This window comes from Corallococcus sp. Z5C101001, from assembly GCF_007352635.1.
GTDB classification, from domain to species: domain Bacteria; phylum Myxococcota; class Myxococcia; order Myxococcales; family Myxococcaceae; genus Corallococcus; species Corallococcus silvisoli.
The window spans coordinates 94359-119975 of the sequence record NZ_VKLU01000004.1 but is presented as its reverse complement, the minus strand read 5'-3'; the positions used below and the strand labels follow the sequence as shown (position 1 = coordinate 119975).

Genomic DNA, 25617 nt, shown 5'->3' with positions numbered 1-25617 from the left:
GACGAGGCAACGCGCGATGGACACCACCGGACTCAGGGAGCGGGCGGAGGCCTGGCGCAGGGCGGATCCAGACCCGGAGACGCAGGCGGAGCTGGCCCAGGTGCTCGCGACGTCGGACTGGGCGGACCTGGCGGACCGCTTCGCCCAGGACCTGGAGTTTGGCACCGCGGGCCTGCGAGGCGTGCTGGGCGCCGGCCCCAACCGGATGAACCGCGCCGTCGTGCGGCGCACCACGGCGGGCCTCGCGCGCTACCTCAAGGCCACCGTGCCGGACGTCACCACGCGCGGCGTGGTGGTGGGCCGTGACGCGCGCCGGCTGAGCCGTGAGCTGGCGGAGGACACCGCCGCCGTGTTCGTGGCGGAGGGCATCCCCGCGCACGTCTTCCCGGAGCCGGTGCCCACGCCCGTCACCGCCTTCGCCGTGCTGCACCTCAACGCCGCCGCCGCGGTGATGGTGACCGCCAGCCACAACCCGCCGGAGTACAACGGCTACAAGGTCTACTGGGGCAACGGCGCGCAGATCGTCCCGCCGCAGGACGTGGGCATCGCGGACGCCATCGCGAAGGTGGAGCCCGCGAACCAGGTCCCGCTGCTGACGCCCGCGGAGGGCCGCGCGAAGGGGCTGTGGCGCGACCTGCCGGAGGACGTGGGCAACGCCTACCTGCGCGCCATCCTGGACCTGCGCCTGTACCGCAAGGGCAGCGACACGCTGTCCGTCGTCTACACCGCGATGCACGGCGTGGGCGGCGCGTGGGCGGTGCTGGCGCTCAAGGAGGCGGGCTTCCCCCGCGTGACGCCGGTGGCCGAGCAGCAGGAGCCGGACGGCCGCTTCCCCACGGTGCGCTTCCCCAACCCGGAGGAGCCGGGCGCCATGGACCTGTCGCTCGCCACCGCCGAGCGCGTGAAGGCGGACCTGGTGCTCGCCAACGACCCGGACGCGGACCGGCTGGCCGTGATGGCGCGCGATGCGTCCGGCAAGCTGCGCCTGCTCACCGGCAACGAGGTGGGCGTGCTCCTGGGCCACTACGTGCTCACGCAGGGGACGAAGCGCGCGCGTCCGCACGTCGTCACCACCATCGTGTCGTCCACGCAGCTGGGTGAAATCGCGCGCGGGCTGGACGCCGCGTACGACGAGGTCCTCACCGGCTTCAAGTGGATCGCCAACCGCGCGCTGGAGCGCACGCGGAGCGAAGGCACGCAGTTCGTCTTCGGCTACGAGGAGGCGCTGGGCTACACCGTGGGCACCGCCACGCGCGACAAGGACGGCGTGGGCGCGGCGCTGGTCGTCGCGGACATGGCCGCGTGGTGCGAGTCGCGCGGCACCACCGTGCTGGGCTACCTGGAGGAGATCCAGCGCCGCTTCGGCCTGCACGTGGGCGCCCAGCGCAACGTGACGCTCCCCGGCGCCGCCGGCGCGCAGACCATCCGCGCCATCATGGAGGCCTTCCGCGCCTCGCCGCCCCCGCGGATTGGCGGCACCCCCGTGAGCGCCGTGCGCGACTACCAGAAGGGCGAGGGCGGCCTGCCTCCCTCCAACGTCGTCGCCTTCGCGCTGGAGGGCGGCGGGCGCGTCACCCTGCGCCCCTCCGGCACCGAGCCGAAGATCAAATACTACTTCGAGCACAAGGAGACGCCCGCCCCCGGGGAGCCGCTCCCCCAGGCCCGCCAGCGCGCCGAGGCCCGGCTGTCCGCCCTCATCGACGCCTTCCTCGCCCTGGCCCGCGAGCGCGGTCAGCCCGCCTGAGTCCTGAATCACCCTTCAACCCCGGGCCGCGTCTCCTCCCGTCGTGGCCCATCGCAGAAAGGAACCGCGTGAAGCGCTTCATTCCTGGTTTCCTCCTGGCCGTCCTGCTGGCCGTTCCCGGCACCGCGATGGCGCGTGGCCAGGGCTGGTCCCTGCTGGCCGCGGACACGCTGGGCTCCGGCCGCAACATGTTCAGCGCGCAGATTGGCTTCCCGGGCCTGACGCTGGGCCTGCTGCACGGGGGCTCGGACAACGTCGATATCGGCGGCAAGTTCAGCTTCAACTGGGGCCGCGAGGGCCTGGTGGACGCCTCCGACGAGGGCATCAAGCTCCAGGGCTGGCTGCGGGTGATGATCGCCCGGACGGACAAGGTGGCCATGGCCATCACCTTCCAGCCCGGTCCGTTCCTCTACTTCCCCCGCGGCAACACCCTCTTCGGCATGGCGCTGCCGGTGGCGTTCGTGGTGGGCATCCCCGTGGGCAGCGCGCTGATGATCAACGCGGGCCTCGACGTGCCGTTCAACGTCTACATCGGCGAGGGCATCGGGCCGGTCATCCCCATCCTCTTCGGAGGCGGCCTGGAGTACTTCGTGAGCAACAACTTCAACGTGAACTTCAACCTGCGGCTGGGGCCCTCCATCGTCCCGCGCTTCGACGACAGCTACTTCACGATGGAAGCCCTGGCGGGCGTGGCCTACCGCTTCTAGCGCTCCGGCGCGGGCGGGGAGTCGCCTCCCGCCCGTGCCCCCGGCTTCACCAGGAGGACGTCTGCTCGGGCAGCTCCACCGTGAAGGTGCTGCCCAGGTTGACGCGGCTCTTCACCGTCAGCTTGCCGCCCAGGCTCTCCACCAGGGTGCGCGCCACCGTGAGGCCCAGGCCCACGCTCTTCTCCGGGGCCTTCGTCGTGTAGTACGGCGCGAAGATGGCCTGCAGTTCGCCCTCGAAGATGCCGATGCCGGTGTCCTTCACGAACAGCTGCGGCCCGAAGTCACCGAACATGTCCGGCAGCTCCACGCCCACCTGCACCACGCGCGGCCGGTCCTGCACGTCCTCCACCGCGTCCACCGCGTTGCAGACGAGCTCCGCCACCACCTGCTCCAGCTGACGGCGGTTGAACACCACCGCGATGGGGTCCTCCGGCAGCACCACGCGCACGTCCGCGCGGCCCAGGCGGTGGTTGGCGCGCAGCCGCGACACCACCTCCGGCACCACCTCGCGCAGGTCGAAGCGCTGGATGTCCTTGGGGTTGGTGGGGCCCAGGGACAGCAGGTGCTGGCCGTGCAGGCGCATCTGCTCCCCGGCCACGCCCAGCTTGAGCAGCTCCTCCGGATCCGGCGGCAGGCCCAGGGCCGCGCGGGCGCGCACGTGCTCCAGCGCCCGCTGGAGGCCCACGCCCAGCTGGTCCATCTGCGTCGCCAGGTCCGCGGCGAGCGTGCCCACGCGCGCCAGGCGCTCCATGCGCACCCAGCGCGTGCGCGGATCCTGGAGCACTTCCGAGAGGCCGCCCTGCTCGCGGTGCGCCTTGAGCTCCAGCAGCGTGTGGACGCGCACCTTCAGCTCCAGCGGGTCCAGCGGTTCGGTCGTCAGCAAGTCGTCCACACCTGCCTCCATCACCTCGCGGCGCGTCTGCCGGTCCGCGGAGGGCGTGAGCATGAGGATGGGGAGCTGCGGCGGGGCCAGCTCCTCGCGGAAGCGCCGGTACGCGGCGAGGCCCACCGTGCGGGCCCGCTCCACGTCCAGCAGCACCAGGTCCGCGGAGTGGCGCGACACCGCCTCCAGCGCGGCCGTCGTCCCGCGCGCGGGCAGCACGTCGTAGCCCGCGGGCGTCAGGATGGAGCGCACCCGCTCCACGCTGCCGGATTCCACGTCCACCGCGAGCACGCGCGGACGAGCGTGGGACGTCGAGCCTGTTCCCGTCGTCTCCATGTCACCCCACCCCGGCCTGGAAACCGGGACCGCCCACGCCCGGAGGCGTCAGCGGGTGCCCGGGGGAGTGCGCCGCCCAACCGCGGAGGCCCACGTGCTGCGCCTGCTCGCTGTCCGGTACGCAATCCGACATGGGCGCACTCTCTTGCCAGCGGCATGCCGGACGTCCACCAGACGGCAGATCAGCCCACACTGGAAATACCGGAAATGCGATCCAATAAGGTCAGGGGGTTGGCGGCCCCCTTCGCCATGACCTGACGCATCAGGACAGGTGGCCGCTTCAGATTTGACGAGTCGGTCTTGACCAAAAGTGGATCCAGACCCGGGTGTTTATCTACCCACTCGCTCTGGAAGCGCTCAGCGGGACTCCTGCTCGTAGGGGGTGCCGAGCGCGGCGGGGGCGTGGCCGCGCTGGCCCTGGAGCGCCAGGACGAGGAGGGTCAGCAGGTAGGGCAGGGCGAGGAGGAAGCCCTGGGGTACCAGGTCGAGGAGCCAGGGCGCGCTGGAGGCCAGTCCGATCCTCAGGGCGTTGCCGAAGGCGAAGAAGAGGGCGGCGGCGAAGGCGCCCAGGGGCGTCCAGCGGCCGAACACCATGGCGGCCAGGGCCATGAAGCCCAGGCCCGCGGGGGTGTGCTGCTCGAAGCGGTCCAGGACGGCGGTGGATAGCACCGCGCCTCCCAGGCCCGCCATCAGCCCGCCGCCCAGCACCGCGCCCCAGCGCAGGGCTGCCACGGACAGGCCCAGGGTGGCCACCGCGTGCGGCTTGTCGCCCACGGCGCGCAGCCGCAGGCCCAGGGGCGTGCGTGACAGGAGCAGGTGGAAGAGGAAGGGCAGGGTGAGCGCCAGGTACGTGGGCGCCGCGTGGCCCGACAGCGCGCCCAGGAGCGGCACGTGGGACAGGCCCGGGACGTTCCAGCGGGACAGCTGGGTGATGGCGGGCGTGCCGTTGGGGCCGAAGAGGGACTCCAGGAGGAAGGTGCCTCCCGCCATGGCCACCAGGTTGAGCGCCATGCTGGAGACGACCTGGTCGGAGCGCCAGCGGATGCTGAGGAAGCCGTGCACCGCCGCGATCGCCGCGCCCGCGGCCATGCCCACGAGCACCGCGAGCGGCGTGGGCATGGCGAGCGCCGCCACGGCCGCGCAGAAGGCGCCCGTGCGCATCATGCCTTCCACGCCCACGCTCACCACGCCGGCGCGCTCGGAGAGCATGGCGCCCAGCGCGGCGAACACCAGCGCGGGGGCCGCGTCCAGGGTGGAGAAGAGGAGCGAGTGCAGGACCTCAAGCACGGGGCACCTCCACCAGGGGCCGCGCCTGGGCCAGGGCGCGCTTCTGGCGCCGCTCCAGCAGCGCGAGCCACACCATGCGGCCCGCGACGAAGAGCAGCGCGAAGCCCTGGATGAGCTCCGGGAAGCTCTTGTGCACACCCAGCAGCTGCATGCGGGTGCCCCCCGCGCGCAGGATGCCGAAGAAGGCCGCGGCCAGGGCCGTGCCCAGCGGGTGACTGTTGCCGATGAGCGCGATGGCGATGCCGTCGAAGCCGTAGGGCGCGCCCAGCGAGCCCGGATAGCGTCCCTCCGTGCCCAGCACCAGCACCGCGCCGGCGAGCCCCGCCATCGCGCCGGCGAGCGCCATGGCCCCACCCGCGCGCCACAGCGTGGGGATGCCCGCCGCGCGGGCCGCCTCTGGCGTGAGGCCCACCGCGCGCGTCTCGTAGCCGGAGCGCGTGCGCGCGAGCCACACCCAGACGCCCAGGGCGGCGGCCAGGGCCAGCGGGAAGCCCAGGTTGAGGCGCGAGCCGTCGCCCAGCAGTCGGGGCAGCTGCGCGGTGGGGAGGATCTCCGCGGTGCCGGTGATGGACGACGCGCCCTCGGCCACGGCGCGCAGCGGCCCGATGACGAGCCAGTTGTCCACCAGGCTCACCGCCACCCAGTTGAGCATGATGGTGGAGATGACCTCGTGCACGCCGCGCTTGAGCTTGAGCACGCCGGCGATGCTCGACCAGACCGCGCCCGCCGCGGCGGCGGCGATGAGCGCCAGCGGCACGTGCAGCACGGCGGGCAGCGACACGTGCGCGCCGACGAGCGCCGCGGCCAGCGCGCCCCAGATCATCTGCCCCTGCGCGCCGATGTTGAACAGCCCCACCTTGAAGGCCACCGCCACGGACAGGCCAGTGAGGGTGAGCAGCGCCGCCTTCATCGCGGCCTCGCCCAGGGGGCGCAGCACGGTGTTGGCGCTGCCTCCGTCCAGGAAGGCGGGCCAGTTGCCCACGCCGCCCCAGAGCATCTGGAGGTAGGCGCGCGTGGCGGTGTCCGCGTCGCGCGTGAGGGCGATGGCCAGCCAGCACACCGCGAGCGCCAGCAGCACGGAGAGCACCGACGGCAGCGCCTGCCGCGCCCGCTCACCCATGGCTCGACTCCGCGCCCAGCATGCGGCGGCCCAGCTCGCGCTCGTCCAGGTCCTGGCGCGGGAAGTGTCCCGTCACGCGCCCCTCGTAGAGGACGTAGACGCGGTCCGACAGGGCCAGCACCTCCTCCAGGTCCAGCGACACCATCACCACTCCCGCGCCCCGGGCCTTCGCCTCGCGAAGGCGCTCGTGCACCTGGGCCACCGCGCCAATGTCCAGCCCGCGCGTGGGCTGCACCACGACGAGCAGCCGCGGATCCGCGTCCAGCTCGCGCGCCACCACGACCTTCTGCTGGTTGCCGCCGGACAACCGCTGGAGCGCCAGGGTCGGGTCGGGCGGACGCACGTCGTAGGCCGCCAGCAGCTCGTCCGTGCGCTCGCGGCGGCCCTGGAAGTCCACCCAGGGCCCTCGCGCGAAGGGCGGCTGGCGGTGCCGGCCCAGCGCCACGTTCTCCTCCACCGTCATCGCCTTCACCACGGCGCGCGCCAACCGGTCCTCCGGAACGTGGCCCACGCCTCGCGCCTTCGCCAGCGCCGGGGTGAGCCCCGCGAGGGGCGCGCCCAGCAGCGTGCCCTCTCCGCCCTCCAGGGCGCGCAGCCCGGTGAGCACCTCGGCCAGCTCGCGCTGCCCGTTGCCGTCCACGCCGGCGATGCCGACGATCTCGCCTGCCCGCACGGTGAGGCTCACGCCCTGGAGCGCGGGCCGGCCGTTGTCGCCCTTCGCCCGCAGGTCCTTCACGTCCAGCACGACGGGGCCCACCCCCGCGTCCTTCGGCGCGGGGGCGGCGGCCAGGGCCGCGCCGGGGGCGTGGCTCGCGGCGGGGGCCCGCAGGTCCGTCGCGCCCAGGGACCCCGTTCCCGCCAGGTGCGCGCCCGCGCCCGCGGCGTCCAGCACGGCGGGGACCTGCGTGGCGGGCACGCCGGTCAGCGCGGCGCTTCGCGCTCCCTCGCCCACCATCAGCGCGGCCAGCGCGGAGACGGTGGTGTCGGCGGCCCGGACCTCCGCCACGGTGCGGCCCCGGCGCATCACCACCACGCGGTCCGCCACGCCCAGCACCTCCTTGAGCTTGTGGCTGATCAACACCACCGTGCGCCCCTGGGCGACCAGCCCGCGCATCACCTGCGACAGCTCGTCGGACTCCTGCGGGGTGAGCACGGCGGTGGGTTCATCCAGGATGAGCACCTGCGCGCCCCGGTGCAGCGCCTTGATGATCTCCACCTTCTGCTGGGAGCCCACCGTGAGCGTGTCCACGCGCGCCCGGGGCTCCAGCTGGAAGCCGAAGCGCTTCGCCGTGGCCGCCACCTCGTCACAGGCCCGGTCCAGGTCCAAGAGGCCGTGCTTCGTGGGCTCGCGGCCCAGCACCACGTTCTCCGCCACGGTCAGCGTGGGCACCAGCATGAAGTGCTGGTGCACCATGCCGATGCCGCGCGCGATGGCGTCGCGCGGGCTCTTGAAGCGCACCGGCTGCCCGTCCATCCGGAACGTGCCCGCGTCCGGATGGTAGAGCCCGTAGAGCACGTTCATCAGGCTGGACTTGCCCGCGCCGTTCTCGCCCACCACGGCGAGCAGTTCCCCCGGGGCGATGTCCAGCGACGCGTCCTCCAGGGACACGCACGACCCGAAGCGCTTCGCGATGTGTTGGAGGGAGATCAGGGCCGCGCGACCTGGAAGGAGGCCAGCTCCGCCTGCGTCCCCGGCACCGTGAGCTTCCCGGCCAGGATGTCCTGGCGCAGCGCCTCCACCTTCTGGAGCACCTCCGCCTTGCCGGGGAACTCCACGCGCACGTCCGCCATGCCCACGCCGCTCTCCTTGAGGCCCAGCACCTGCTCGCCCGCCGTCAGCTTGCCGTCCACCAGGTCCTTCGCCGCCTGGTACACCGCCAGGTCGCTGTGCTTCACCATCGACGTGAGGATCGCCTCCGGCGCCAGGTGGGACTGATCCGAATCCACGCCAATGGCGAACACCGACTTGCCCGCCGCGCGCGCCTCCTTCACCGCCTGGATGACGCCCAGGCCGTCCGTGCCCGCCGCGTGGAAGATGACGTCCGCGCCCTTGGCGATGAGGTCCTGCGCCACTTCCTTCCCCGCCGACACGCTGTTGAAGCTGCCGGTGTAGACGCCCATCAGCGCGTCCGCCGCCTTCGGGTTCGTGGTGCGCACGCCCGCGCGGTAGCCCACGTCGAAGCGCTTGATGAGGGGCACCTCGATGCCGCCCACGAAGCCCACCTTGTTCGTCTTCGTCACCAGCCCCGCCAGCGCGCCCACGAGGAAGCTGCCCTCCTGCTCCTTGAAGAGCACCGTGCGCACGTTGGGCAGCGACTTCGGCTTGCCCTGCGCGTCCAGTAGCTGACTGTCGATGAGCAGGAACTTCGCCTCCGGGTTCTCCGTGGCCACGTCGCGCACCGCGTTGGCCAGCAGGTACCCGTTGCCGATGGTCAGCTTCGCCCCTTGCTCCACGAGCAACTGGAGATTGGGGGCGTAGTCCTCCTGCGCCTTGCTCTGGAGCACCAGCGGCTGCACCGGCAGCGGCTTCACTTCAGGTGCGAGCGACGCCAGGTCGGAGGAGATGGACTGACGCACTTCGCCAGAAGGGGCGTCCACGTAGCGGCCCCCCTCGTAGCGCTTGCCCGCGGCCCACAGCTCCAGGCCCCGCAGGGAGGCGTCGTTGAAGGAGTGGTCCCCCCGGCCCCCCACGTCGATGACGAGCCCCACGACGACCGGCTTTCCCTCGGGCGGCTTCGCGGCGGTGGCCGCTGGAGTCGGGGCCTTGGGGACTTCCTCGGACTTCTTGGAACAGGCGCACAGCAACGCGGCGAGTGCGAGCACGTGGAGTCGGTGGAGCATCATGGGCCCTGCTATCTATCAGATGCGGCTGGGGCTTTCCCTTTCCTGGGAGTGCATCAGGAGGGGACTTCCTGCTATGGCCTTGTCCCGTGCAACCCTACGAGCTCATCAAGGCCAAGCGCGACGGCGGCAAGCTGGACCCGTCGGACATTGAGGCGTTCATCCAGGCGTACACCGCCGGCACCGTGGCGGACTACCAGATGGCCGCCATGTGCATGGCCATCTTCTTCAAGGGGCTGGACTCGCGGGAGCTGGGGGCGTGGGCGCGCGCCATGCTCAACTCCGGCGAGGTCCTGGACCTCTCCGACACGCCGGCCATCAAGGTGGACAAGCACTCCACGGGCGGCGTGGGCGACAAGGTGTCGCTGAGCCTGGCGCCCCTGGCGGCGGCCTGCGGCGTGCCGGTGCCCATGATTTCCGGACGGGGCCTGGGTCACACCGGCGGCACCCTGGACAAGCTGGAGTCCATCCCCGGCTTCCGCGTGGACCTGTCCACGGAGCGCTACCGCCAGCTGGTGCGCGAGGTGGGCTGCTGCCTCATCGGCCAGACGGCCCAGGTGGCCCCGGCGGACAAGAAGCTCTACGCGCTGCGCGACGTGACGGCGACGGTGGACTGCATCCCGCTCATCGCGTCGTCCATCATGAGCAAGAAGCTGGCGGAGGGCATCGACGCGCTGGTGCTCGACGTGAAGGTCGGCAGCGGCGCCTTCATGAAGACGGCGGACGACGCGCGCGTGCTCGCCCGGACCATGATTGGCCTGGGCGCGGAGATGAACCGCAAGGTCGTGGCCCTGCTCACGGACATGGACCAGCCCCTGGGCCGCCAGGTGGGCAACGCCCTGGAGGTCCGCGAGGCCGTGGACATGCTCCGCGGCGAGGCGCCCGACGACTACACGGAGATCACCTACGCGCTGACCGCGGAGATGCTGGTGCTGGGCAAGAAGGCCGCCACCGTGGAGGAGGCGCGCGGGATGCTGCGCCGCTGCGTGGAGGACGGCAGCGCGCTCAAGAAGCTCAAGGAGATCGTCCGCTCGCAGGGCGGCGACCCGCGCTCCATCGACGACTACTCGCTGTTGCCCACCGCGAAGGCCACCACGGAGGTGGTCGCGCCGCGCGACGGCTTCGTCACCGGTATCCACACCGAGGGCGTGGGGCTGGCGGCGGTGGCGCTGGGCGCGGGGCGGCAGCGGGTGGACAGCCAGATCGACCCCGCCGTGGGCTTCACGCTGCTCAAGAAGGTGGGCGACGTGGTGCGGGAGGGCGAGCCCGTGGTGCAGGTGCACTACAACGACGCCGGCCCCGTGGACGACGTGCGGGCGCGGCTGCTCGCGGCCTACCGGTTTGGCGACCAGGCTCCCGCGGTCCGTCCCCTCGTGCTGGACCGGCTGGAGTAGTCGCGCTCGCCGCGTCCCGTCCCCCTGCGCGCCATGGCCCCCTCGTTCCGCGAGCTGCTGTCGGAGGTGAAGAAGGAGATCCACGAGGTCTCCCTCGAGCACGTCCGAGGCCTGTTGGACTCGGGCGCGAAGGTGAAGCTCATCGACGTGCGCGAGGCGGACGAATACGCCGGGGGGCGGCTCCCCGGCGCGGTGCACATCCCCCGGGGGTTCCTGGAGCTGCGCATCGAGGAGAAGGCGGACCGCGACGAGGAGCTCGTCCTCTACTGCGCGGGCGGCACCCGGTCCGCGCTCGCGGCCCGGACGCTGCGGGAGCTGGGCTACACGCGGGTGGCGTCGCTCGCGGGCGGCTACAACCGCTGGAGCGACGCGGCCCTCCCGGTGGAGAAGCCGGTCGTGCTCTCCCCGGACCAGAAGGAGCGCTACCGCCGCCACCTCATCCTCCCGGAGGTGGGCGAGGAGGGGCAGGCGCGGCTCCTGAAGTCGAAGGTGCTGCTTTTGGGCGCGGGCGGGCTGGGCTCTCCCGCGGCGCTCTACCTGGCCGCCGCGGGCGTGGGCACGCTGGGCGTGGTGGACGCGGACGTGGTGGACCTGAGCAACCTCCAGCGGCAGGTGCTGCACACGCTGGAGCGCCGGGGCCAGCCGAAGGTCCAGAGCGCGAAGGCCGCCCTCGAGGCGCTCAACCCGGACGTGAACGTGGTGCCCTTCCAGGAGCGGCTGACCTCCGCCAACGTGGAGCGCATCCTCGGGGACTTCGACCTGGTGCTGGACGGCGGGGACAACTTCCCCACGCGCTACCTGCTCAACGACGCGTGCGTGCTCCTGGGCAAGCCGAACGTCCATGGCTCCGTGTTCCGCTTCGAGGGACAGGTGACGACCTTCCTCCCGGGACAGGGGCCGTGCTACCGCTGCCTCTACCCCGCGCCTCCCCCTCCGGAGCTGGCGCCCTCGTGCGCGGAGGCCGGCGTGCTGGGCGTGCTGCCCGGGCTCATCGGGATGCTCCAGGCGACGGAGGCCCTCAAGCTGCTGCTGGGCGTGGGGGAGTCCCTGGCGGGGCGGCTGCTCACCTTCGACGCGCTGGGCACGCGCTTCCAGGAGCTCAAGCTGCGCAGGGATCCAGCGTGCCCGGTGTGCGCCCCAGGCGCGAAGGTGGAGCTCATCGACTACGAGCGGTTCTGCGCCACGGGGGCCTGAGGTCTCCCGGGATGCATTTTCAGGGGCAACGGTCTAGATGAGGCCGCGTATGATGCCGCCAGCCCAGACCCGGGGCGGTGGTGGAGCGCGACCCGGGGTCGGGCCTGAGAGCGGAAGCGGCAGGGAGACGACGGCGATGTCCGAGCAGAACGAGAACCAGGACACCAGGACGGGGGAGGACCGGCGTGACTCGCCCCGCGTCCCCATGCGTCTGAAGGTCCGGCGGCAGGGGGAAGAAAGCTACCTGGACCGCGCGGGGGACCTGTCCCTGGGCGGCGTGGGGTGGGTGGGTGAGGCGCTGGAGGCGGGCCAGGTCGTGGAGGTGCGCTTCGCGCTGCCTTCGCCCCTGGACGAGGTGCAGGTGCAGGGCGAGGTGCTGCCTCCCAAGCCCGGCATGACGGGCCCGGTGGTGCGCGTGCGGTTCCTGGATCTGCCGGTGGAGGTGGAGCTGGGCATCGCCCGGCACCTGGAGGCGCAGGTCAAGGACGAGCCCCGGAGCGCCTCCTAAGGCACGGGCTCCCGGATGGGACGGGCGCCCCCTGGGGCGTCCCGCGAAGGAGGGTGTCATGGCGGAGGAGATTCCCTGGGAGCGGCTGTTCGAGGAGGCCCTGCGGGTGCGTCAGCGCGCGCACGTGCCGTACTCGCGCTTTCCGGTGGGGGCCGCCGTGCTGTACGCGGACGGCTCGGTGGTGGCCGGCTGCAACGTGGAGAACGCCACCTACGGCCTCACGGTGTGCGCGGAGCGCGGCGCGTTCGTCGCGGGCGTGGCGCAGGGCCGTGAGAGGCCGGTGGCCGTGGCCATCGTCGTGGATACCCCGGAGCCCTGTCCCCCGTGCGGCATGTGCCGCCAGGTGATGGCGGAGTTCTCCGGGTCTGACCTTCCGGTGCGCAGCCGCACCCTCCGCGGGGAGGAGGCGCGCTACACGCTCGGTGAGCTGCTGCCGCACGCCTTCACCCGCGCCTTCCTCTAGGAATCTCTCGCGTGGACTTGCTCCTCACTGGCGCCACTGTCGTCACCATGAACCGCGACCGCGAGGTGCTGCCTCGCGCGGACGTGCTCGTGCAGGACGGGCGCATCGCGAAGGTGGGCCGGGGCCTGAAGGTGAAGGGCGCTCGCCGCGTCCTGGACCTCACCGGGCAGGTGGTGATGCCCGGCCTCATCCACGGCCACCTGCACGCCTGCCAGACGCTGTTCCGCGGCCACGCGGACAAGCGGGAGCTGCTGGACTGGCTGCGCGAGCGCATCTGGCCCATGGAGGCGGCGCACGACGCGGCGTCCCTGCGCGCCAGCGCGGACCTCACCTTCGCGGAGCTGATCCGCTCCGGCTCCACGGCGGCGCTCGACATGGGCACCGTGCACCACTACGACGCCGTCTTCGAGTCCGCGCGCGACAGCGGCTACCGGCTCGTCGGTGGCAAGGCGATGATGGACTCCGGCGCGGAGGTGCCCGCGGGCCTGCGGGAGACCACGGCGGACTCGCTGTCGGAGAGCCTGGCGCTGATGGCGCGCTGGCACGGCACCCACGACGACCGCCTCCGCTACGCGTTCGCGCCCCGCTTCGCCCTGTCCTGCACGCCGGAGCTCCTGCGCGAGGTGGGGCGGCTGTCGCGCGAGAAGGGCGTGCGGATCCACTCGCACGCCAGCGAGAACCGGACGGAGACGGACGTGGTCCGCCAGGTCACCGGCGAGGACAACGTCGCCTTCTTCCACGGGCTGGGCCTGACCGGGAAGCACGTCACGCTGGCCCACTGCGTCTGGGTGGAGGGCCGGGAGCAGGCGCTGCTGCGCGAGTCGGGCACGGTGGTGTGCCACTGCCCGGGCTCCAACCTGAAGCTCGCGTCGGGCTACGCGCGCGTGCCGGAGCTGCTGGCGGACGGCATCCCCGTGGCGCTGGGGGCGGACGGCGCCCCGTGCAACAACACGCTGGACCTGTTCCACGAGATGCGGCTCGCGTCCGTGCTGCACAACCCGCGCGTGGGCCCGGTGGCGATGACGCCCATGCACGTCCTGGAGATGGCCACGCTGCACGGCGCCCGCGCGCTGGGCCTGGAGGACGAGGTGGGGTCGGTGGAGGTCGGCAAGCGCGCGGACCTGACGGTGGTGGACACGCGCGGCTTCCACTTCTGCCCGCTGCCGGAGGACGTGACGGGGCCGCTGGTGTACTCGGCGCGCTCCACGGACGTGTCGCACGTGCTCATCGACGGCAAGCTGGTGCTGCGCGAGGGCGAGCTCACCACGATGGACGCCTCCGCGGTGCTCGCCAACGCCCAGACGCAGGCGCGCAAGCTCTTCGCCCGCGCGAAGCTGAAGGCCTAGCGGCGCTGGGCGGTGGCCGCGTCCTGGGCCTGCGCGCGGGGCAGGCGCAGCACGAAGGACGTGGCCCAGCCGTCCGCGTCCTCGACGGAGAGCCGGCCCCCGTGGGCCTCGGCCGCGAGCCGGGAGAAGTACAGGCCCAGGCCGTAGCCCCGGCGGCCCTCCTTCTCGCGGCTGCCCTGCACGTACTTGTCGAAGAGGGACTCGCGCGCCTCGGGGGGGATCGCGATGCCGTCGTTGCGCACCGCCAGCCACTGCAGGCCCTCGGACTCGCCCGCCTCCAGGCGCACCCGCCCGCCGGACGGCGCGTAGCGGAGCGCGTTGGTGGCCAGGTTCTCCACCACGCGGATGAGCAGGCCCGCGTCCCCCGTCAGGTGCAGGCCCGGGGAGGAGGCCAGCTCCAGCCGGATCTTCCGCAGGCGGGCCGCGCCGTCCAGGGAGCGGCGCACCTCGTCCAGCAGGGGGGCCACCGGGAAGGGCTGCTTGCGCGGGGACAGCCGGCCCTGCTCCAGCCGGGGCACGTCCAGCAGGTCGGAGATCATCCGGTCCAGGCGGGCGGTGACGGCGAGCCCCGTGCGCACCGACTCCACCAGCGGGGTCCCGACGGGCAGCTCCTGCTCCATCCACGACAGCGACAGCGTCACGGCCGACAGCGGCGAGCGCAGGTCGTGCACCAGGAACTGCATCAGCTGCTCCTGGTGGGCCTGGAGCGCCTCCAGCTGGGCGTTGCGCCCGTGGGCCTCCGACAGCATGCGCTCGATGGTGCGGTGGGCGTCCTCCACCTCGGTGGCGCGGCGGGCGTCCAGCTGCCGCGCCACCTCCGCGCGCGACAGGTCCATGGCCAGCTGCCGCAGCCGCCCGGTGCCGTAGTGGCTCACCGCCGCGACCAGCACCAGCGTCACCGCGGCCACGGTCACCGCGCCCAGGCCCACGCCCGCCTCGCGCATGAGCACCGCCTGCGCCAGCGCGGACAGGCCCGCCGTGCCATAGACGAGCCAGGGCATCAGCTCCAGGCCGGACAGCGCCACCACGAGCGCGAAGAGCCCCAGGCTGAAGCCCGCGACGCCCGCGGGGAAGGGCGACACGGGCAGCGCCAGCTGCTGGAGCCCGAACACCAGCCCCACGTCCACCAGCGACTGCACCACGCCCAGCTGCCGCGAGAAGGGCCGGGAGCGCAGCGCGAAGAGCATCGCCACCACGCCGCCGTAGCAGAGCAGCAGCGGAGGATAGTGGGTCCAGTCGCGGGCGCCGGACAGCCACAGCCCCACGCTCACGGCGAAGAACACGGCCGTGCCCACCAGCCGCACCGCCGCTCCCGCGCCCAGCACATGTTTGCGCTGGGCGGCCACGACCCGCGCGAGTTCATTCTCAAAGGCGACGGGAGGTTCTGTGTCCATGGGACGCTCCCGTTTTCCCCGCTTCCTCCCCGCCCGGCAAGTTCATGGCCGCCTCGTCTTTCGCGACACCCGCCGGACCCCTAGAAACAGGGGCTGGCGGGAGGGGGTCGTCCGGTGGCCCTGGCCCCGGCCGGGCTGGCGGGCGGTGGCCGTCCGGGGGCAATCATCCGTTCCGGGCAGGCGTAGTCACGATGACACGCGCCTTTCGGCCGGGTGCTTGTGGGTGGCGGAGTTCGTGTAAGGTGGCTGGGATTACGCACAGGCGGAGGTGAGAGCCGACATGTGGCAGCGATTCAAGAGAGCGATGCGGAGCTTCGCGGGCTTCTTCGTCTCCTCCATCGAGGATCCGGAGCTGATTCTCGAGCAGAACATCCGTGACCTGAACGACCAGGTCCCCAAGATGAACGAGTCCATCGCCATGGTCCGGGCGAATGTGACGCTGCTCGAGAAGGAGAACATGAAGTACCAGCAGGACGTGCGGGAGCTGACCGCCAAGGTGAAGGCCGCCATCCAGGCCGGCCGCGACGACCTGGCCGGCACGTACGCGACCAAGCTCCAGGGGGAGAAGGAAGCGCTCGCCCGCAACCAGCAGCAGCTCGACATCGCGAAGCAGGCCTACGAGAAGGCCCTGAACGTCAAGAAGGCGTTCATGCGCGAGAAGGACCGCAAGACCCAGGAGGCGATGAACGCCGTCCGGGACGCGCGGCGCGCCAAGTGGCAGGCGAAGGTCGCCGACACGATGGAGTCCTTCACGGTCGCCGGCGTGGACTCCACGCACGACGAGATGCTGCGCAAGGTGCAGGAGAAGACGGCCATCAACGAGGCGCGCATGCAGATGGCGCTGGAGTCGGTGGACCACCAGGCCGCGGCCATCGAGGAAGAGGCCGAGAAGATCCAGGGCGACGAGCTGGTCAAGCAGTTCAAGATGGAGATGGGCCTGCTGGACAGCCCCGCGCCGGTGTCGGACGTGGGGGCGGGGCCCGAGAAGACCATCGGCAAGAAGGTGGAGATCAAGTAGTTCTCCCCCCATGAAAGAGGCCGGCGCACACGGATGAAGCTGCACCGCGGACCCGGCCTCTTTCTCTTCCTCGCGCTCTGTGTCCTGGGCGCGGGGTACGTGTTCGCCTCGCGGGCGGGCTACCTCGACCGCTTGCAGGCGCGCTTCTTCCCCTCCACCCGCGAAGCCGTGCGGCTGTCCCCCGGTGACTTTCCCGCGGGCGTGGCGGCCCCGGTGGCGGACGTGGCGTCGGTGCCGCTCAGGCCCGTGCTCATCGGCTTCACCCCGCGCGGCTCCGCCTCCGCGCTGCTCGTCGCCGCGGGTGGCTCCACCACGCTGGACAACCCGGTGACGCCCGCTGGCGCGGCCCAGGGCCTGCTCAAGACAGCGTACGCGCTGGACGCGCGCGCGGTGCTCTTCGCCCGGGAGGAGGAGCTGAAGCAGGCCCTGTCCGTGGGCGCGGAGAACGGCGGCGTGGACATGGCGGCGCTGTCGGTGGACCGGCTGGCGTCGTGGGCGCCCACGCTCCGGGACGCGGCGCCGCGCACGGTGTTGCTCGTGGGGCGCAGCCGGGGCCAGGAGGCGATGGCGGCGGTGGGGGTGCCGGACCTGGCCAGCCTGCGCGGCAGGCGGGTGGGCGTGTATCCGGGCGGCTCGTCGCACTACTTCGCCCTGTGGGTGCTGGCGCGGGCCGGGCTGCGGACCTCCGACGTGCGGTGGGTGGACCTGCCCTCCACGCTGGACGCCGGCCGGGCGCTGCGGGAGGGCCGGGCGGACGTGGTGGTGGGCTTGTGGGGCGACGTGGAGCTGGCCGCGCGCGACCGGGGCGGCAAGGTGCTGGCGACGACGGCGGACGCGCCGCACCTCCTGGCCACGGTGCTGGTGGCCCGGGGCGACTTCGCGGCGCGCTACCCGGACGCGGTGCGCCGGGTGCTCCGGGGCCTCCTGGACGCGGGGCAGGGCGTGCTCAAGGACCCGGCGGCCGGGGCGCGGCTGTTGGGCGAGGTGGCGCCCTACCTGGGCGACCCGACGGAGGCCATCCGCAGCGCGCCGCCCGCGACGCTGGCGGACAATCGGGCCTTCTTCGGACTTTCCGGCGAGGCGCCAGTTACCTATGACGAGCTCTTCCAGAGCGCCGCGGCGCTCTTCCAGAAGCTCAAGCGCGGGACCGCGCCCCCGCCCGCGGAGGACACGCGGGACCTGGGCGCGCTGAAATACGTCTCCGAGGCGCGGGGGCCCTAGGCCCTGCTTTAGGCTCTGGGAGTGGGCAGCGGGAAGGGGAGTCGGACGTGGCGAAGACACCGAACTACATCAAGGCCGCGTTCCTCCTGCCGGCCAACCTGGTGGGCCTGACGACGGCGGCCATGTCCAGCGCCGTGACGCAGCAGCCGCTGCCCATGCTGGTGGCGCTGGGCGTGGAGGGCCTGTACCTGGGCGTCCTGTCGTCCATGTCGCGCTTCCAGCGCGCCGTGCGCTCGAAGCAGCCGGACAACCCGGAGGCGGCGCGCGCGGCGGTGGACGCGCTGCTCGCGGACCTCGCGCCGTCGCAGCGCGACCACTACCAGCAGCTGGTGGGGCTGAAGGAGAAGATCCTCGGCAACTATCGCAAGCTGCCCGGCGGGCGCGTGCTGGTGGCGGACAGCGAGCCCAAGCTGGACGCGCTGCTCACGTCGTTCCTGCGGCTCATCTCCGCGCTCAACCAGTACCGCACGTACCTGGGCGGGTCGGACCGGGAGCACCTGGCGGGTGAGGTCGCGGCGCTGGAGGCGGAGGTCGCGGAGGAGCCCAACCCACGCCTCAAGGACGTGAAGGGCAAGCGCGTGGAGATCCTGCGCAAGCGCCTGATGCGCTTCGAGCAGGCGGGCGAGAGCCGCGAGGTGGTGAGCCACCAGCTGGCCGGCATCGAGGACCTGATGCGGCTGACGCACGAGCAGTCCATCGCCATCCGCGACCCGGAGAGCGTCAACCGCCAGCTCGACGTGCTCTCCGCGGAGACGGAGGCCACCGATGAGACGGTGCGCCAGATGGAGCGCTTCCTCGACTTCACCGAGGAGACGCGCGGGCCCCTGCCGCACGGCGGCACGCGCGTGCGGTGAGCCGGGCGCGGGCCCGCATGCCGGTCCGCCCCTGCTGGCCTGGACCGCCCCTCGCGGTGGGGCGGGTGGCGCCTGTTCACCGTGGCACCTTGGGGGCGAGGCAGCGGCCGGTGACGGCGCACGAATAGATTGACTCTCCGCCGCAGGCATCCTGTCCTGACGTCCATGCTCCGCCGCGTAGGCTTCCTCCCGCTGCTCTTGGTGTTGGTCGTGTTCGCCGGCTGCTCGCGCTGCGGGAAGGACGCGGCCGGGCCCGCGGCCTCGCCGTCGGGTGTGTCGCGCTACCTGCCGCGCACGGCGCAGGCGGCGGTCGTCATCGACGACCTGGGCACGCTGGGCGAGAAGCTGGCGCGCTTCCAGAACCTCAAGGTGGCCTCGTTCGTCGCGCAGCTGCAGAACTTCCCGTCCGCGGAGCGCTACGTGTCCGCGGTGATGCGGCAGGTGGGCGTGGACCTGCGCAGCCGCAAGGCGCTGGAGGATGCCGGCATCGATCCGAAGCGCGGCGCGGGCGCGGCCTTCCTGGGCGGCACGCAGGTGGTGTCCGTCATCGGCGTGAAGGACGCGGACAAGCTCAAGACCACCTTCGCCACCTTCGCCCGCACGCGCCTGGGCGCGTCGGAGGAGAAGGAGGCGAAGTCGGACGCGGGGCGGCTCGTCACCTTCCACCGCCCGGGCTCCACGGAGCCCCTGCTGGGCATGCTCTTCCTCAAGCACGACCTGGTGCTGCTGTCCGCGGGCGCGTCGGTGGCGCGGCTGACGGAGCTGGCGGCGCTGCCGGAGGAGAGCTCGCTCGCGAAGGAGCCGGTGCTGGAGGCGTCGCTCAAGCGGCTCTCCGGCGACCGGGACTTCCACGTGTGGCTGCCGGGCGGCACGGGCCTGCTGCCCATGGGCACGGTGCAGGGCATCACCTTCACGGGCCACATCGAGGAGCGCGCGGTGACGCTGCGCGCGGACGCGCCGTGGCCGGACACGCAGGCGTCGCTCGCGGCGCTGGAGCCCAAGGGCGGTGAGGCGCTCGTGGGCTGGCTGCCGCAGGACAGCTTCTTCGTGGCGCGCTTCCGGGGAGACCCCGCGCAGCTCGACGGCGTGTGGCCGTACCTCGCGGGCTCGCAGGTGACGCGCGCGGTGCAGGAGGCCGGCTTCAACGTGAAGACGGAGGTGTTGGACAACCTCAAGCCGGGGATGGTGCTGTCGCTGTCGCTGTCGCCCAACGTCAACCTGTCCTCGGGCATGCCGGACCTGGACCTGCGGCGGACCAACCCCTTCCGCTTCGTCAACCTGGTGGCGCTGGCGGAGGTGAAGGACGTGGCGAAGGGGCAGGCCACCTTGGAGAAGGTGCCCGGCTTCGCGGGCGGCTTCGGCGCGAAGGTGGAGCCCATGGACGTGAACGGCCAGAAGGCCTACCTCACGTCGTACCGCGCGGGCGAGGGCGCGCACTTCGCGCTGTCGAAGGACGGCAAGCTGGTGCTCGCGGCGCCGCGCGCGCGCCTGGAGTCGTCCCTGGCCGCGCTCGCCCAGCCGGCGGGCACGGGCCCCGTGTCGGAGGACCTGAAGTCGGTGGGCAAGGACGCCGCGGTGGTGGTGCTCCTGGACCTGCGCCGGCTGGCGGACGCGGTGAAGGCGCTGCCGTCCGCCGCGTGGGGCATTGGCGGCTTCGCCATCAAGGCCACCACGGTGCGCTGGCTGGACGCCACCGACGACCTGCGCGCCGTGACGATGGCGCTGTCGCGCAAGGACAAGGCGCTGCAGGCTGAAATCTCCCTGAGGCTGACGCCCGCGCCGGCCGCCACCACGACCACGACCCCGGCCACGCCGTGATCCGCGCGCGAGACGTCGTGAAGGAATACGAGGACGGCGAGGGGGCGCGGGTGCGCGTCCTCGACGGCGTGTCCCTGGACGTGGAGGCCGGCGACTTCGTCGCGGTGGTGGGCGCGTCCGGCAGCGGCAAGTCCACGCTGCTGCACCTGTTGGGCGGCCTGGACGTGCACTACCAGGGGCAGCTGGAGGTGGGCGGGGTGAAGCTCACCGGCCTGCGCGACAGGGAGCTGGCGCGCTTTCGCAACACGCACGTGGGCTTCGTCTTCCAGTCGTTCCACCTCATCCCCAACCTGTCCGCGCTGGAGAACGTGCTCCTGCCCTCGCACTTCGGTCCGGCCACGGCGGACGGGCGCAAGCGCGCGAGCCAGCTGCTGGAGCGCGTGGGCCTGGGCGCCAAGCAGGACCGCGCGCCCATCCGCCTCTCCGGCGGCGAGCGCCAGCGCGTGGCCATCGCGCGGGCCCTCTTCGGCAGTCCCCGGCTGCTGCTGTGCGACGAGCCCACGGGCAACCTGGACGCGGCGACGGGCGCGGGCGTCATCCAGCTCTTCCAGGAGCTGCACAAGGAAGGGCTCACCGTGCTCACCGTCACCCACGAGGAGCGCATGAGCGCGGTGGCGCGCCGGGTGCTCCGGCTCAAGGACGCGAGGCTCGTGGAGGAGTCCACCTCCTCCGAGCCCCTGGCCTCGCGAGGTGCGCCGTGAGGTGGGACGCGCTGTCGAGGCTGGTGCGGCTGTCCCTCGCGCGCGAGCGCCGGGGCGCGTTCTTCTCCGCTTTCGGCGTGGCCATGGGCGTGGGCGCGCTCGTGTTCTTCGTGGGCCTGGGGCTGGGCGTGGGGAGCGTCATCCGCGAGCGCATCTTCCCCACGGACTCGCGCCTGGTGGACGTGGTGCCCGCGTCGGTGTCGCTGGGCCTCTTGGGCGGCGGCAAGCTGGACGCGGCGGCGGTGGAGCGCCTGGGCGCGCTGCCCGGCGTGGAGACGACGTACCGGAAGATGAACGTGCGCGTGCCGGCGGTGACCCGCTACGACGGCGTCTTCTTCGGCTCGCGCCTGCGCATGGGCATGGAGGTGCTCGCGGTGGGCGTGGACCCCGGCCTCGTGCGCAAGGACGTGGGGCTCCAGGAGGCGAAGGACTTCAGTGACCCGGGCGAGGGCAAGGCCATCCCCGCGCTCATCTCCACGCGCTTGCTGGAGCTGTACAACAAGACGTTCGCGCCCGCGCGCAAGCTGCCGCAGCTGTCCGCGGAGATGCTCATCGGCTTCGGCTTCCCGGTGGAGTTCAACCGCTCCTACGTGGCGGCCACGTCGGGCGGCCCCAGCACCACGCAGCAGGCGCAGGTGGTGGGCGCGTCCGACCGGGCCATGCTCGCGGGCATCACCATCCCCCTGGACACGGCGGTGCGCATCAACCGCGCCGCGGGCGCGGACGCGGACAGCTACTCCGGCGTCACGCTGGTGGCGGCGGACCCTTCGCGCGTCCCGGAGCTGGTGGACGCGGTGAAGGGGATGGGCTTCGAGATCGATGATCAAGAGCGCAGGATGGCGGAGAACGCGGGCGCGGCGGTGGCGCTCACCACCTCCGCGCTGGCGCTGCTGTCCATCCTCATCTGCGTGCTGGCCGCGGTGAACATCGCCCATGCGATGTCCTCGTCGGTGCGCGCACGGGCAAGGGAGATTGGCGTGATGCAGGCCGTGGGCGCTTCGCGCGCGGACGTGCGCGCCATCGTGCTGGCGGAGGCCAGCGTGGTGGGCGTGCTGGGCGGTGGGGCGGGGACCGCGGCGGCGCTGGTGCTGGCCTTCGCGGTGGACCGGTTCGCGGCGGGCTACCTGCCCAACTTCCCCTTCAAGCCCGACAGCTTCTTCTCCTTCCCCGTGGGCGTGGTGCTGGGCGGCGTGCTGCTGGGCCTCCTGGCCGCGCTCGCCGGCGCCTACTTCCCCAGCCGCCGCGCCGCCGCCACGGACCCGGCCAGGACGCTCGCGGGATGACCGGCCCTGCTCGCAAGACGCTGCTGACCAACGGGGTGTGCCTGGTGGGGTTCGCGTGGATCTACGGGGGCGACCTCGCGGATGCCCTGCGCGCCCGCTCCGCGGAGGTCTCCGCGCTCATGACGCCGCCGTCCGCCGTCCGCTCGGGCGTGGTGCTGGGGCTCGCGGCGGTGGGGCTGGCCGTGTTCCTGGGGGGACTCCTGCGCAAGCAGCCGGAGGGCTTCAAGGGCTACCGGCTCCTGCCCATCCTGCTCGTGGGCGCGCTCTTCGTGGACCTGGTCCTGGCGGAGGGGCGGACGCCGCTGGACTCGCCCGAGCTGGCCGCGGTCGCGCTCCAGCGCTTCCAGAGCGGGGCCCAGAAGCTGGCCACGCCGCAGGCCGTGCCCACGCAGGCGCGCGTCCTCCAGCCCCTGGTGGAGGAATTGGGCAGCCCTCCGTATTTGGAGCGGGGCGTGCCGGTGCCGGCCTACGCACTCCAGGTGCGCACGGACTGCGAGGGTCCCCCCCGTGAGGCTCCTGGGACACGCCCCGGGACGCTGCTGTACTGCGTCGCCCGGGATGGCAGGCAGGCCTGGGTGGGGCTGGTCGGGCTGCCCGCCGAGGTGCGCTTTGGTGCGCCAGCGGTGTTCTCGCGCGGGGGCGAGCCTCGCTTCGCCGTCGTCCGCGTCCAGGTCCCAGAGGAGGAAGGCGTCATGGAGGGCATCGATCTGGAGATTCCCCAGGTGGATGGGGGTGGCGCGGTGACGTCCCCTGTGCCTTGAATCCGGGTCGCCTGCAGGGCAAGCGTGCGGAAATAGGTCCGCGTGCGCGGTTGACCCCTCGGAGCCGCGATCGATAGGCTCCCTGCAAGGACTCGACCCCCACTCAAAGTGACGACCTCTCAACCGAAGCGGCAACCCATCCCGTTCGGGAAGTATCTCCTCCTGGACCGCGTCAACATCGGCGGCATGGCGGAGGTCTGGCGCGGCAAACAGTTCGGCGCCAGTGGCTTCGAGCGGCTCGTCGCCATCAAGCGAATCCTCCCGAACATCGCGGAGGACGAAGAATTCATCTCGATGTTCATCGATGAGGCGAAGATCAGCGTCCAGCTGACCCACGCCAACATCGCGCAGATCTACGAGCTGGGGCAGATCGCCAGCAGCTACTTCATTTCGATGGAGTACATCCCCGGCAAGGACATGCGGGCCATCTTCGACCGCTGCCGGAAGAAGGGGGAGCCCGCGCCGGTGCCGCTGGTCGCCTTCTGCGTGGCGAAGATGTGCGAGGGCCTGGACTACGCCCACCGCAAGAAGGACGGGATGGGGCGCGACCTCAACATCGTCCACCGCGACATCTCGCCGCAGAACGTGCTCGTGTCCTTCGAGGGCGAGGTCAAGGTCATCGACTTCGGCATCGCGAAGGCGGCGGGCAAGGCGACGAAGACGCAGGCCGGCATCCTCAAGGGCAAGTTCGGCTACATGAGCCCGGAGCAGATCCGCGGCCTGCCGTTGGACCGGCGCTCGGACGTGTTCGCCATTGGCGTGTGCCTCTACGAGATGCTCACGGGCGAGCGCCTCTTCGTGGGCGACAGCGACTTCAGCGTGCTGGAGAAGGTGCGCAAGGCGGAGGTGCCGTCCCCGTCCACGTACAACCGGCGCATCCCAGAGGCGCTGGAGCGCATCGTCCTCAAGTCGCTGGCGAAGGACGTGGACGAGCGCTACCAGTATGCCAGCGAGCTGGGCGACGACCTCCAGCGCTTCCTGCTGACGAACGACTCCATCTTCGGCCGCAAGGACCTCATGCAGTACATGAAGTCCACGTTCGCCGAAGAGGTGGAACGGGAGAAGCAGCGGCTGGCCGAGTACGCGGACATCCGCGCGCCGGACGGCATGCTGGCGGCCATCGAGGCGGGCTTCAGCGGCCCGTCGCCGGTGCCCACGCAGAGCATGACCAACATCCCCGCGGTGGCGCCCTCCGCGCCCGCCGTGGAGCCGGTCTCCGCGCCGCCGCCGCGCGCCTCCAACTCCGGCGCGAACGCCGGCCAGGGGGCCCGCCGCTCGCCCACGCTCGCAGCGCTGCCCAAGCTCACCGCCGCGCCCGCCGCGCCCTCGCCCAAGGAGGACGAGGAGCTGGCGACGCAGATGGTGGACCGCGACGCCGTCTTCGACGACGCCCCGGAGCCCACCACCCAGCCGGGGGCCGCCATTGGCCGCGCCGTCACGCCGCTGGAGACTCCAGCCGCGCCCGTGGACGACGATGAGGACGTGGCGGGCCGCACCGCAGTCATCCCGCCGCCCTCGTCGCTGCCCCCGCCTCCTCCGGGGCCGCCGCGCCTGTCCCAGAGCAACGCCCCGGTGCTCAGCGCCGCGCCCCCGCGCCCGTCGCTCACCAACGTGCCCACGCTGATGGCCCACGACGCGCCCGCGCCGCGGCAGACGCCGAACCGGGGCAACGACAGCCAGCTGCCGCGCCTCCACCGGCCGGACGCGCCGCCGGAGCAGCTGCCGCCCTTGTCGCGCCCGCCCGGGCCGCCCGTCCTGAGCGGGGCGAACGCGCCGCCGCGTCCGCCCCCGGCGAAGGAGCCCCACGCGAGGGATGCACGGACGAAGGAGGCGCCCGCGGAGGCCTCTGGCGGTGGCATGGGCCTGCGCGGCATCGACAAGCGCCTGCTCTACAGCGCCGTGGCCCTGGCCTCGCTGCTCCTGCTGGTGGGCATGGCGGTGGTGCTCTCGCCGAGCAAGGCCGCCCTGGGCTACGTGATGGTGGAGCTCAAGTCGCTGGACGTGAAGGACCGCGCGATGGTGTCCATCAACGCCGGCCCTCCGGAGAAGTTCCCCTCGAACGGCTTCATCCTGAAGCAGGTGCCGGTGGGCAACGTGCTGGTGGTGGTGACGGCGGACGGCGCCGACGCCTTCAACCAGGCCGTGATGGTGTCCGAAGGGGCCAACGCCACGCAGGTGCCCGTGGTGCTCAAGCGCCAGTCGCGCTCGGTGGTGGTCGTCTTCAAGACCCAGCCCGACGACGCCGAGGTGAAGATCGACGGCAAGGTGGCCCGGGCGCAGGGCAGCCACGAGCTGGTCAACCGGGAGTTCTCCCTCAGCTCCGACTCGCCGCTGGTGGAGGTGTCGGCGCCCGGTTACGCGCCGCACATCTCCACCGTGCAGGTGAAGAGCAGCGGCCTCGACGTGGCGGCGGTGCTCGAGCGTGCCCCGGTGGACGTGCGGGTGGAGTCCACGCCGGAGGGCGCCTCCATCTTCCTGGGCAACAAGGACCTGGGCGCCGTCACGCCGACGAACGTGCGGGTGCCCTTTGGCACGCGCGAGCTGACGCTCAAGGCGAAGTGCTTCTCCGACGCGGATGTGTCCGTGGGAGCGCCTGCTACGCCGGGCGGCTCGGTGAAGGTGGAAGCGTCCTTGAAGAAGCTGGCGCGCTGCCGCGATTAGCGGCGGCGCGGTCCCGACACTAAAGGTAGGCCTGGGGGTCCTCCCCCCGGATGTCCCTGGGGGGAGTGGCGCCGGAGGGATGT

At 72.2% G+C, this 25617-nt stretch carries 21 protein-coding genes; 15 read left to right on the top strand and 6 right to left on the bottom strand.

What is annotated here, in order from left to right; genetic code table 11:
* Positions 1–16: 16 nt before the first annotated feature.
* Together FOF48_RS09095 and FOF48_RS09090 are read left to right on the top strand one after the other, a co-directional pair.
* On the top strand, positions 17–1744 hold the full coding sequence (locus FOF48_RS09095) for a phospho-sugar mutase (protein WP_143899998.1): 1728 nt from the start codon (positions 17–19) through the stop codon (positions 1742–1744).
* 68 nt (positions 1745–1812) lie between these two features.
* Positions 1813–2451, top strand: coding sequence for a hypothetical protein (locus FOF48_RS09090; RefSeq protein WP_186001839.1), 639 nt, complete (start codon positions 1813–1815; stop codon positions 2449–2451).
* A 46-nt stretch (positions 2452–2497) separates the two neighbouring features.
* On the opposite strand, the gene FOF48_RS37515 is transcribed toward FOF48_RS09090, so the two are convergent.
* The 5 genes from FOF48_RS37515 to FOF48_RS09065 form a co-directional block, all read right to left on the bottom strand.
* Entirely contained in the window at positions 2498–3670 is a 1173-nt protein-coding gene (locus FOF48_RS37515; RefSeq protein WP_143899996.1) for a sensor histidine kinase, read from the bottom strand.
* 357 nt (positions 3671–4027) lie between these two features.
* Positions 4028–4957 (bottom strand): ABC transporter permease, encoded by a 930-nt coding sequence (locus FOF48_RS09080; RefSeq protein WP_143899994.1) that lies wholly within the window; start codon positions 4955–4957, stop codon positions 4028–4030.
* Positions 4950–6077: an ABC transporter permease gene (locus FOF48_RS09075; protein ID WP_143899992.1), complete on the bottom strand. Its 1128-nt coding sequence runs from the start codon at positions 6075–6077 to the stop codon at positions 4950–4952. Before FOF48_RS09075 ends, FOF48_RS09080 begins: the two co-directional genes overlap by 8 nt.
* The gene (locus FOF48_RS09070) at positions 6070–7686 is read right to left on the bottom strand and encodes an ABC transporter ATP-binding protein (protein WP_143899990.1); all 1617 of its coding nucleotides are present in this window, start codon (positions 7684–7686) and stop codon (positions 6070–6072) included. Before FOF48_RS09070 ends, FOF48_RS09075 begins: the two co-directional genes overlap by 8 nt.
* Before the next feature lie 38 nt (positions 7687–7724).
* Positions 7725–8918 carry a BMP family protein gene (locus FOF48_RS09065; RefSeq protein ID WP_143900527.1) on the bottom strand — a complete coding sequence of 398 codons (1194 nt, stop codon included), beginning with the start codon at positions 8916–8918 and terminating at the stop codon, positions 7725–7727.
* 89 nt (positions 8919–9007) lie between these two features.
* Here FOF48_RS09065 and FOF48_RS09060 point away from each other — a divergent pair, with 89 nt between their 5' ends.
* From FOF48_RS09060 to FOF48_RS09040, 5 genes are all read left to right on the top strand, one after another.
* Positions 9008–10312: a thymidine phosphorylase gene (locus FOF48_RS09060; protein WP_143899989.1), complete on the top strand. Its 1305-nt coding sequence runs from the start codon at positions 9008–9010 to the stop codon at positions 10310–10312.
* Positions 10313–10345: 33 nt separating this feature from the next.
* Positions 10346–11506 carry a molybdopterin-synthase adenylyltransferase MoeB gene (gene moeB, locus FOF48_RS09055; RefSeq protein WP_143899987.1) on the top strand — a complete coding sequence of 387 codons (1161 nt, stop codon included), beginning with the start codon at positions 10346–10348 and terminating at the stop codon, positions 11504–11506.
* Positions 11507–11642: 136 nt separating this feature from the next.
* A complete protein-coding gene (locus FOF48_RS09050) occupies positions 11643–12014 on the top strand; it encodes a PilZ domain-containing protein (RefSeq protein WP_143899985.1) in 372 nt (123 codons plus the stop codon).
* A 58-nt stretch (positions 12015–12072) separates the two neighbouring features.
* Entirely contained in the window at positions 12073–12477 is a 405-nt protein-coding gene (locus tag FOF48_RS09045) for a cytidine deaminase (protein WP_143899983.1), read from the top strand.
* An 11-nt stretch (positions 12478–12488) separates the two neighbouring features.
* On the top strand, positions 12489–13823 hold the full coding sequence (locus tag FOF48_RS09040) for a 5'-deoxyadenosine deaminase (protein WP_143899980.1): 1335 nt from the start codon (positions 12489–12491) through the stop codon (positions 13821–13823).
* On the opposite strand, the gene FOF48_RS09035 is transcribed toward FOF48_RS09040, so the two are convergent.
* Complete coding sequence (locus FOF48_RS09035; protein ID WP_143899978.1) at positions 13820–15217, bottom strand: sensor histidine kinase KdpD; 1398 nt, start codon at positions 15215–15217, stop codon at positions 13820–13822. The two genes, FOF48_RS09040 and FOF48_RS09035, sit on opposite strands and share 4 nt — an antisense overlap.
* Positions 15218–15497: 280 nt before the next feature.
* Here FOF48_RS09035 and FOF48_RS09030 point away from each other — a divergent pair, with 280 nt between their 5' ends.
* The 8 genes from FOF48_RS09030 (at position 15498) to FOF48_RS08995 (ending at position 25534) form a co-directional block, all read left to right on the top strand.
* The gene (locus tag FOF48_RS09030; protein WP_120528049.1) at positions 15498–16235 is read left to right on the top strand and encodes a PspA/IM30 family protein; all 738 of its coding nucleotides are present in this window, start codon (positions 15498–15500) and stop codon (positions 16233–16235) included.
* 33 nt (positions 16236–16268) lie between these two features.
* Positions 16269–17456, top strand: a complete 1188-nt coding sequence (locus FOF48_RS09025; RefSeq protein WP_143899976.1) for an ABC transporter substrate-binding protein — start codon at positions 16269–16271, stop codon at positions 17454–17456.
* Positions 17457–17503: 47 nt separating this feature from the next.
* Positions 17504–18310, top strand: a complete 807-nt coding sequence (locus FOF48_RS09020) for a hypothetical protein (RefSeq protein WP_143899974.1) — start codon at positions 17504–17506, stop codon at positions 18308–18310.
* 165 nt (positions 18311–18475) lie between these two features.
* On the top strand, positions 18476–20128 hold the full coding sequence (locus FOF48_RS09015) for a hypothetical protein (RefSeq protein WP_143899972.1): 1653 nt from the start codon (positions 18476–18478) through the stop codon (positions 20126–20128).
* Positions 20125–20829, top strand: coding sequence for an ABC transporter ATP-binding protein (locus FOF48_RS09010; RefSeq protein WP_143899970.1), 705 nt, complete (start codon positions 20125–20127; stop codon positions 20827–20829). Before FOF48_RS09015 ends, FOF48_RS09010 begins: the two co-directional genes overlap by 4 nt.
* Positions 20826–22112, top strand: coding sequence for an ABC transporter permease (locus FOF48_RS09005; RefSeq protein WP_143899968.1), 1287 nt, complete (start codon positions 20826–20828; stop codon positions 22110–22112). The genes FOF48_RS09010 and FOF48_RS09005 overlap by 4 nt, the downstream gene beginning before the upstream one ends.
* The gene (locus FOF48_RS09000) at positions 22109–22873 is read left to right on the top strand and encodes a hypothetical protein (RefSeq protein WP_143899965.1); all 765 of its coding nucleotides are present in this window, start codon (positions 22109–22111) and stop codon (positions 22871–22873) included. Before FOF48_RS09005 ends, FOF48_RS09000 begins: the two co-directional genes overlap by 4 nt.
* Before the next feature lie 108 nt (positions 22874–22981).
* Positions 22982–25534, top strand: a complete 2553-nt coding sequence (locus tag FOF48_RS08995; protein WP_143899963.1) for a serine/threonine-protein kinase — start codon at positions 22982–22984, stop codon at positions 25532–25534.
* Positions 25535–25617 lie beyond the last annotated feature (83 nt).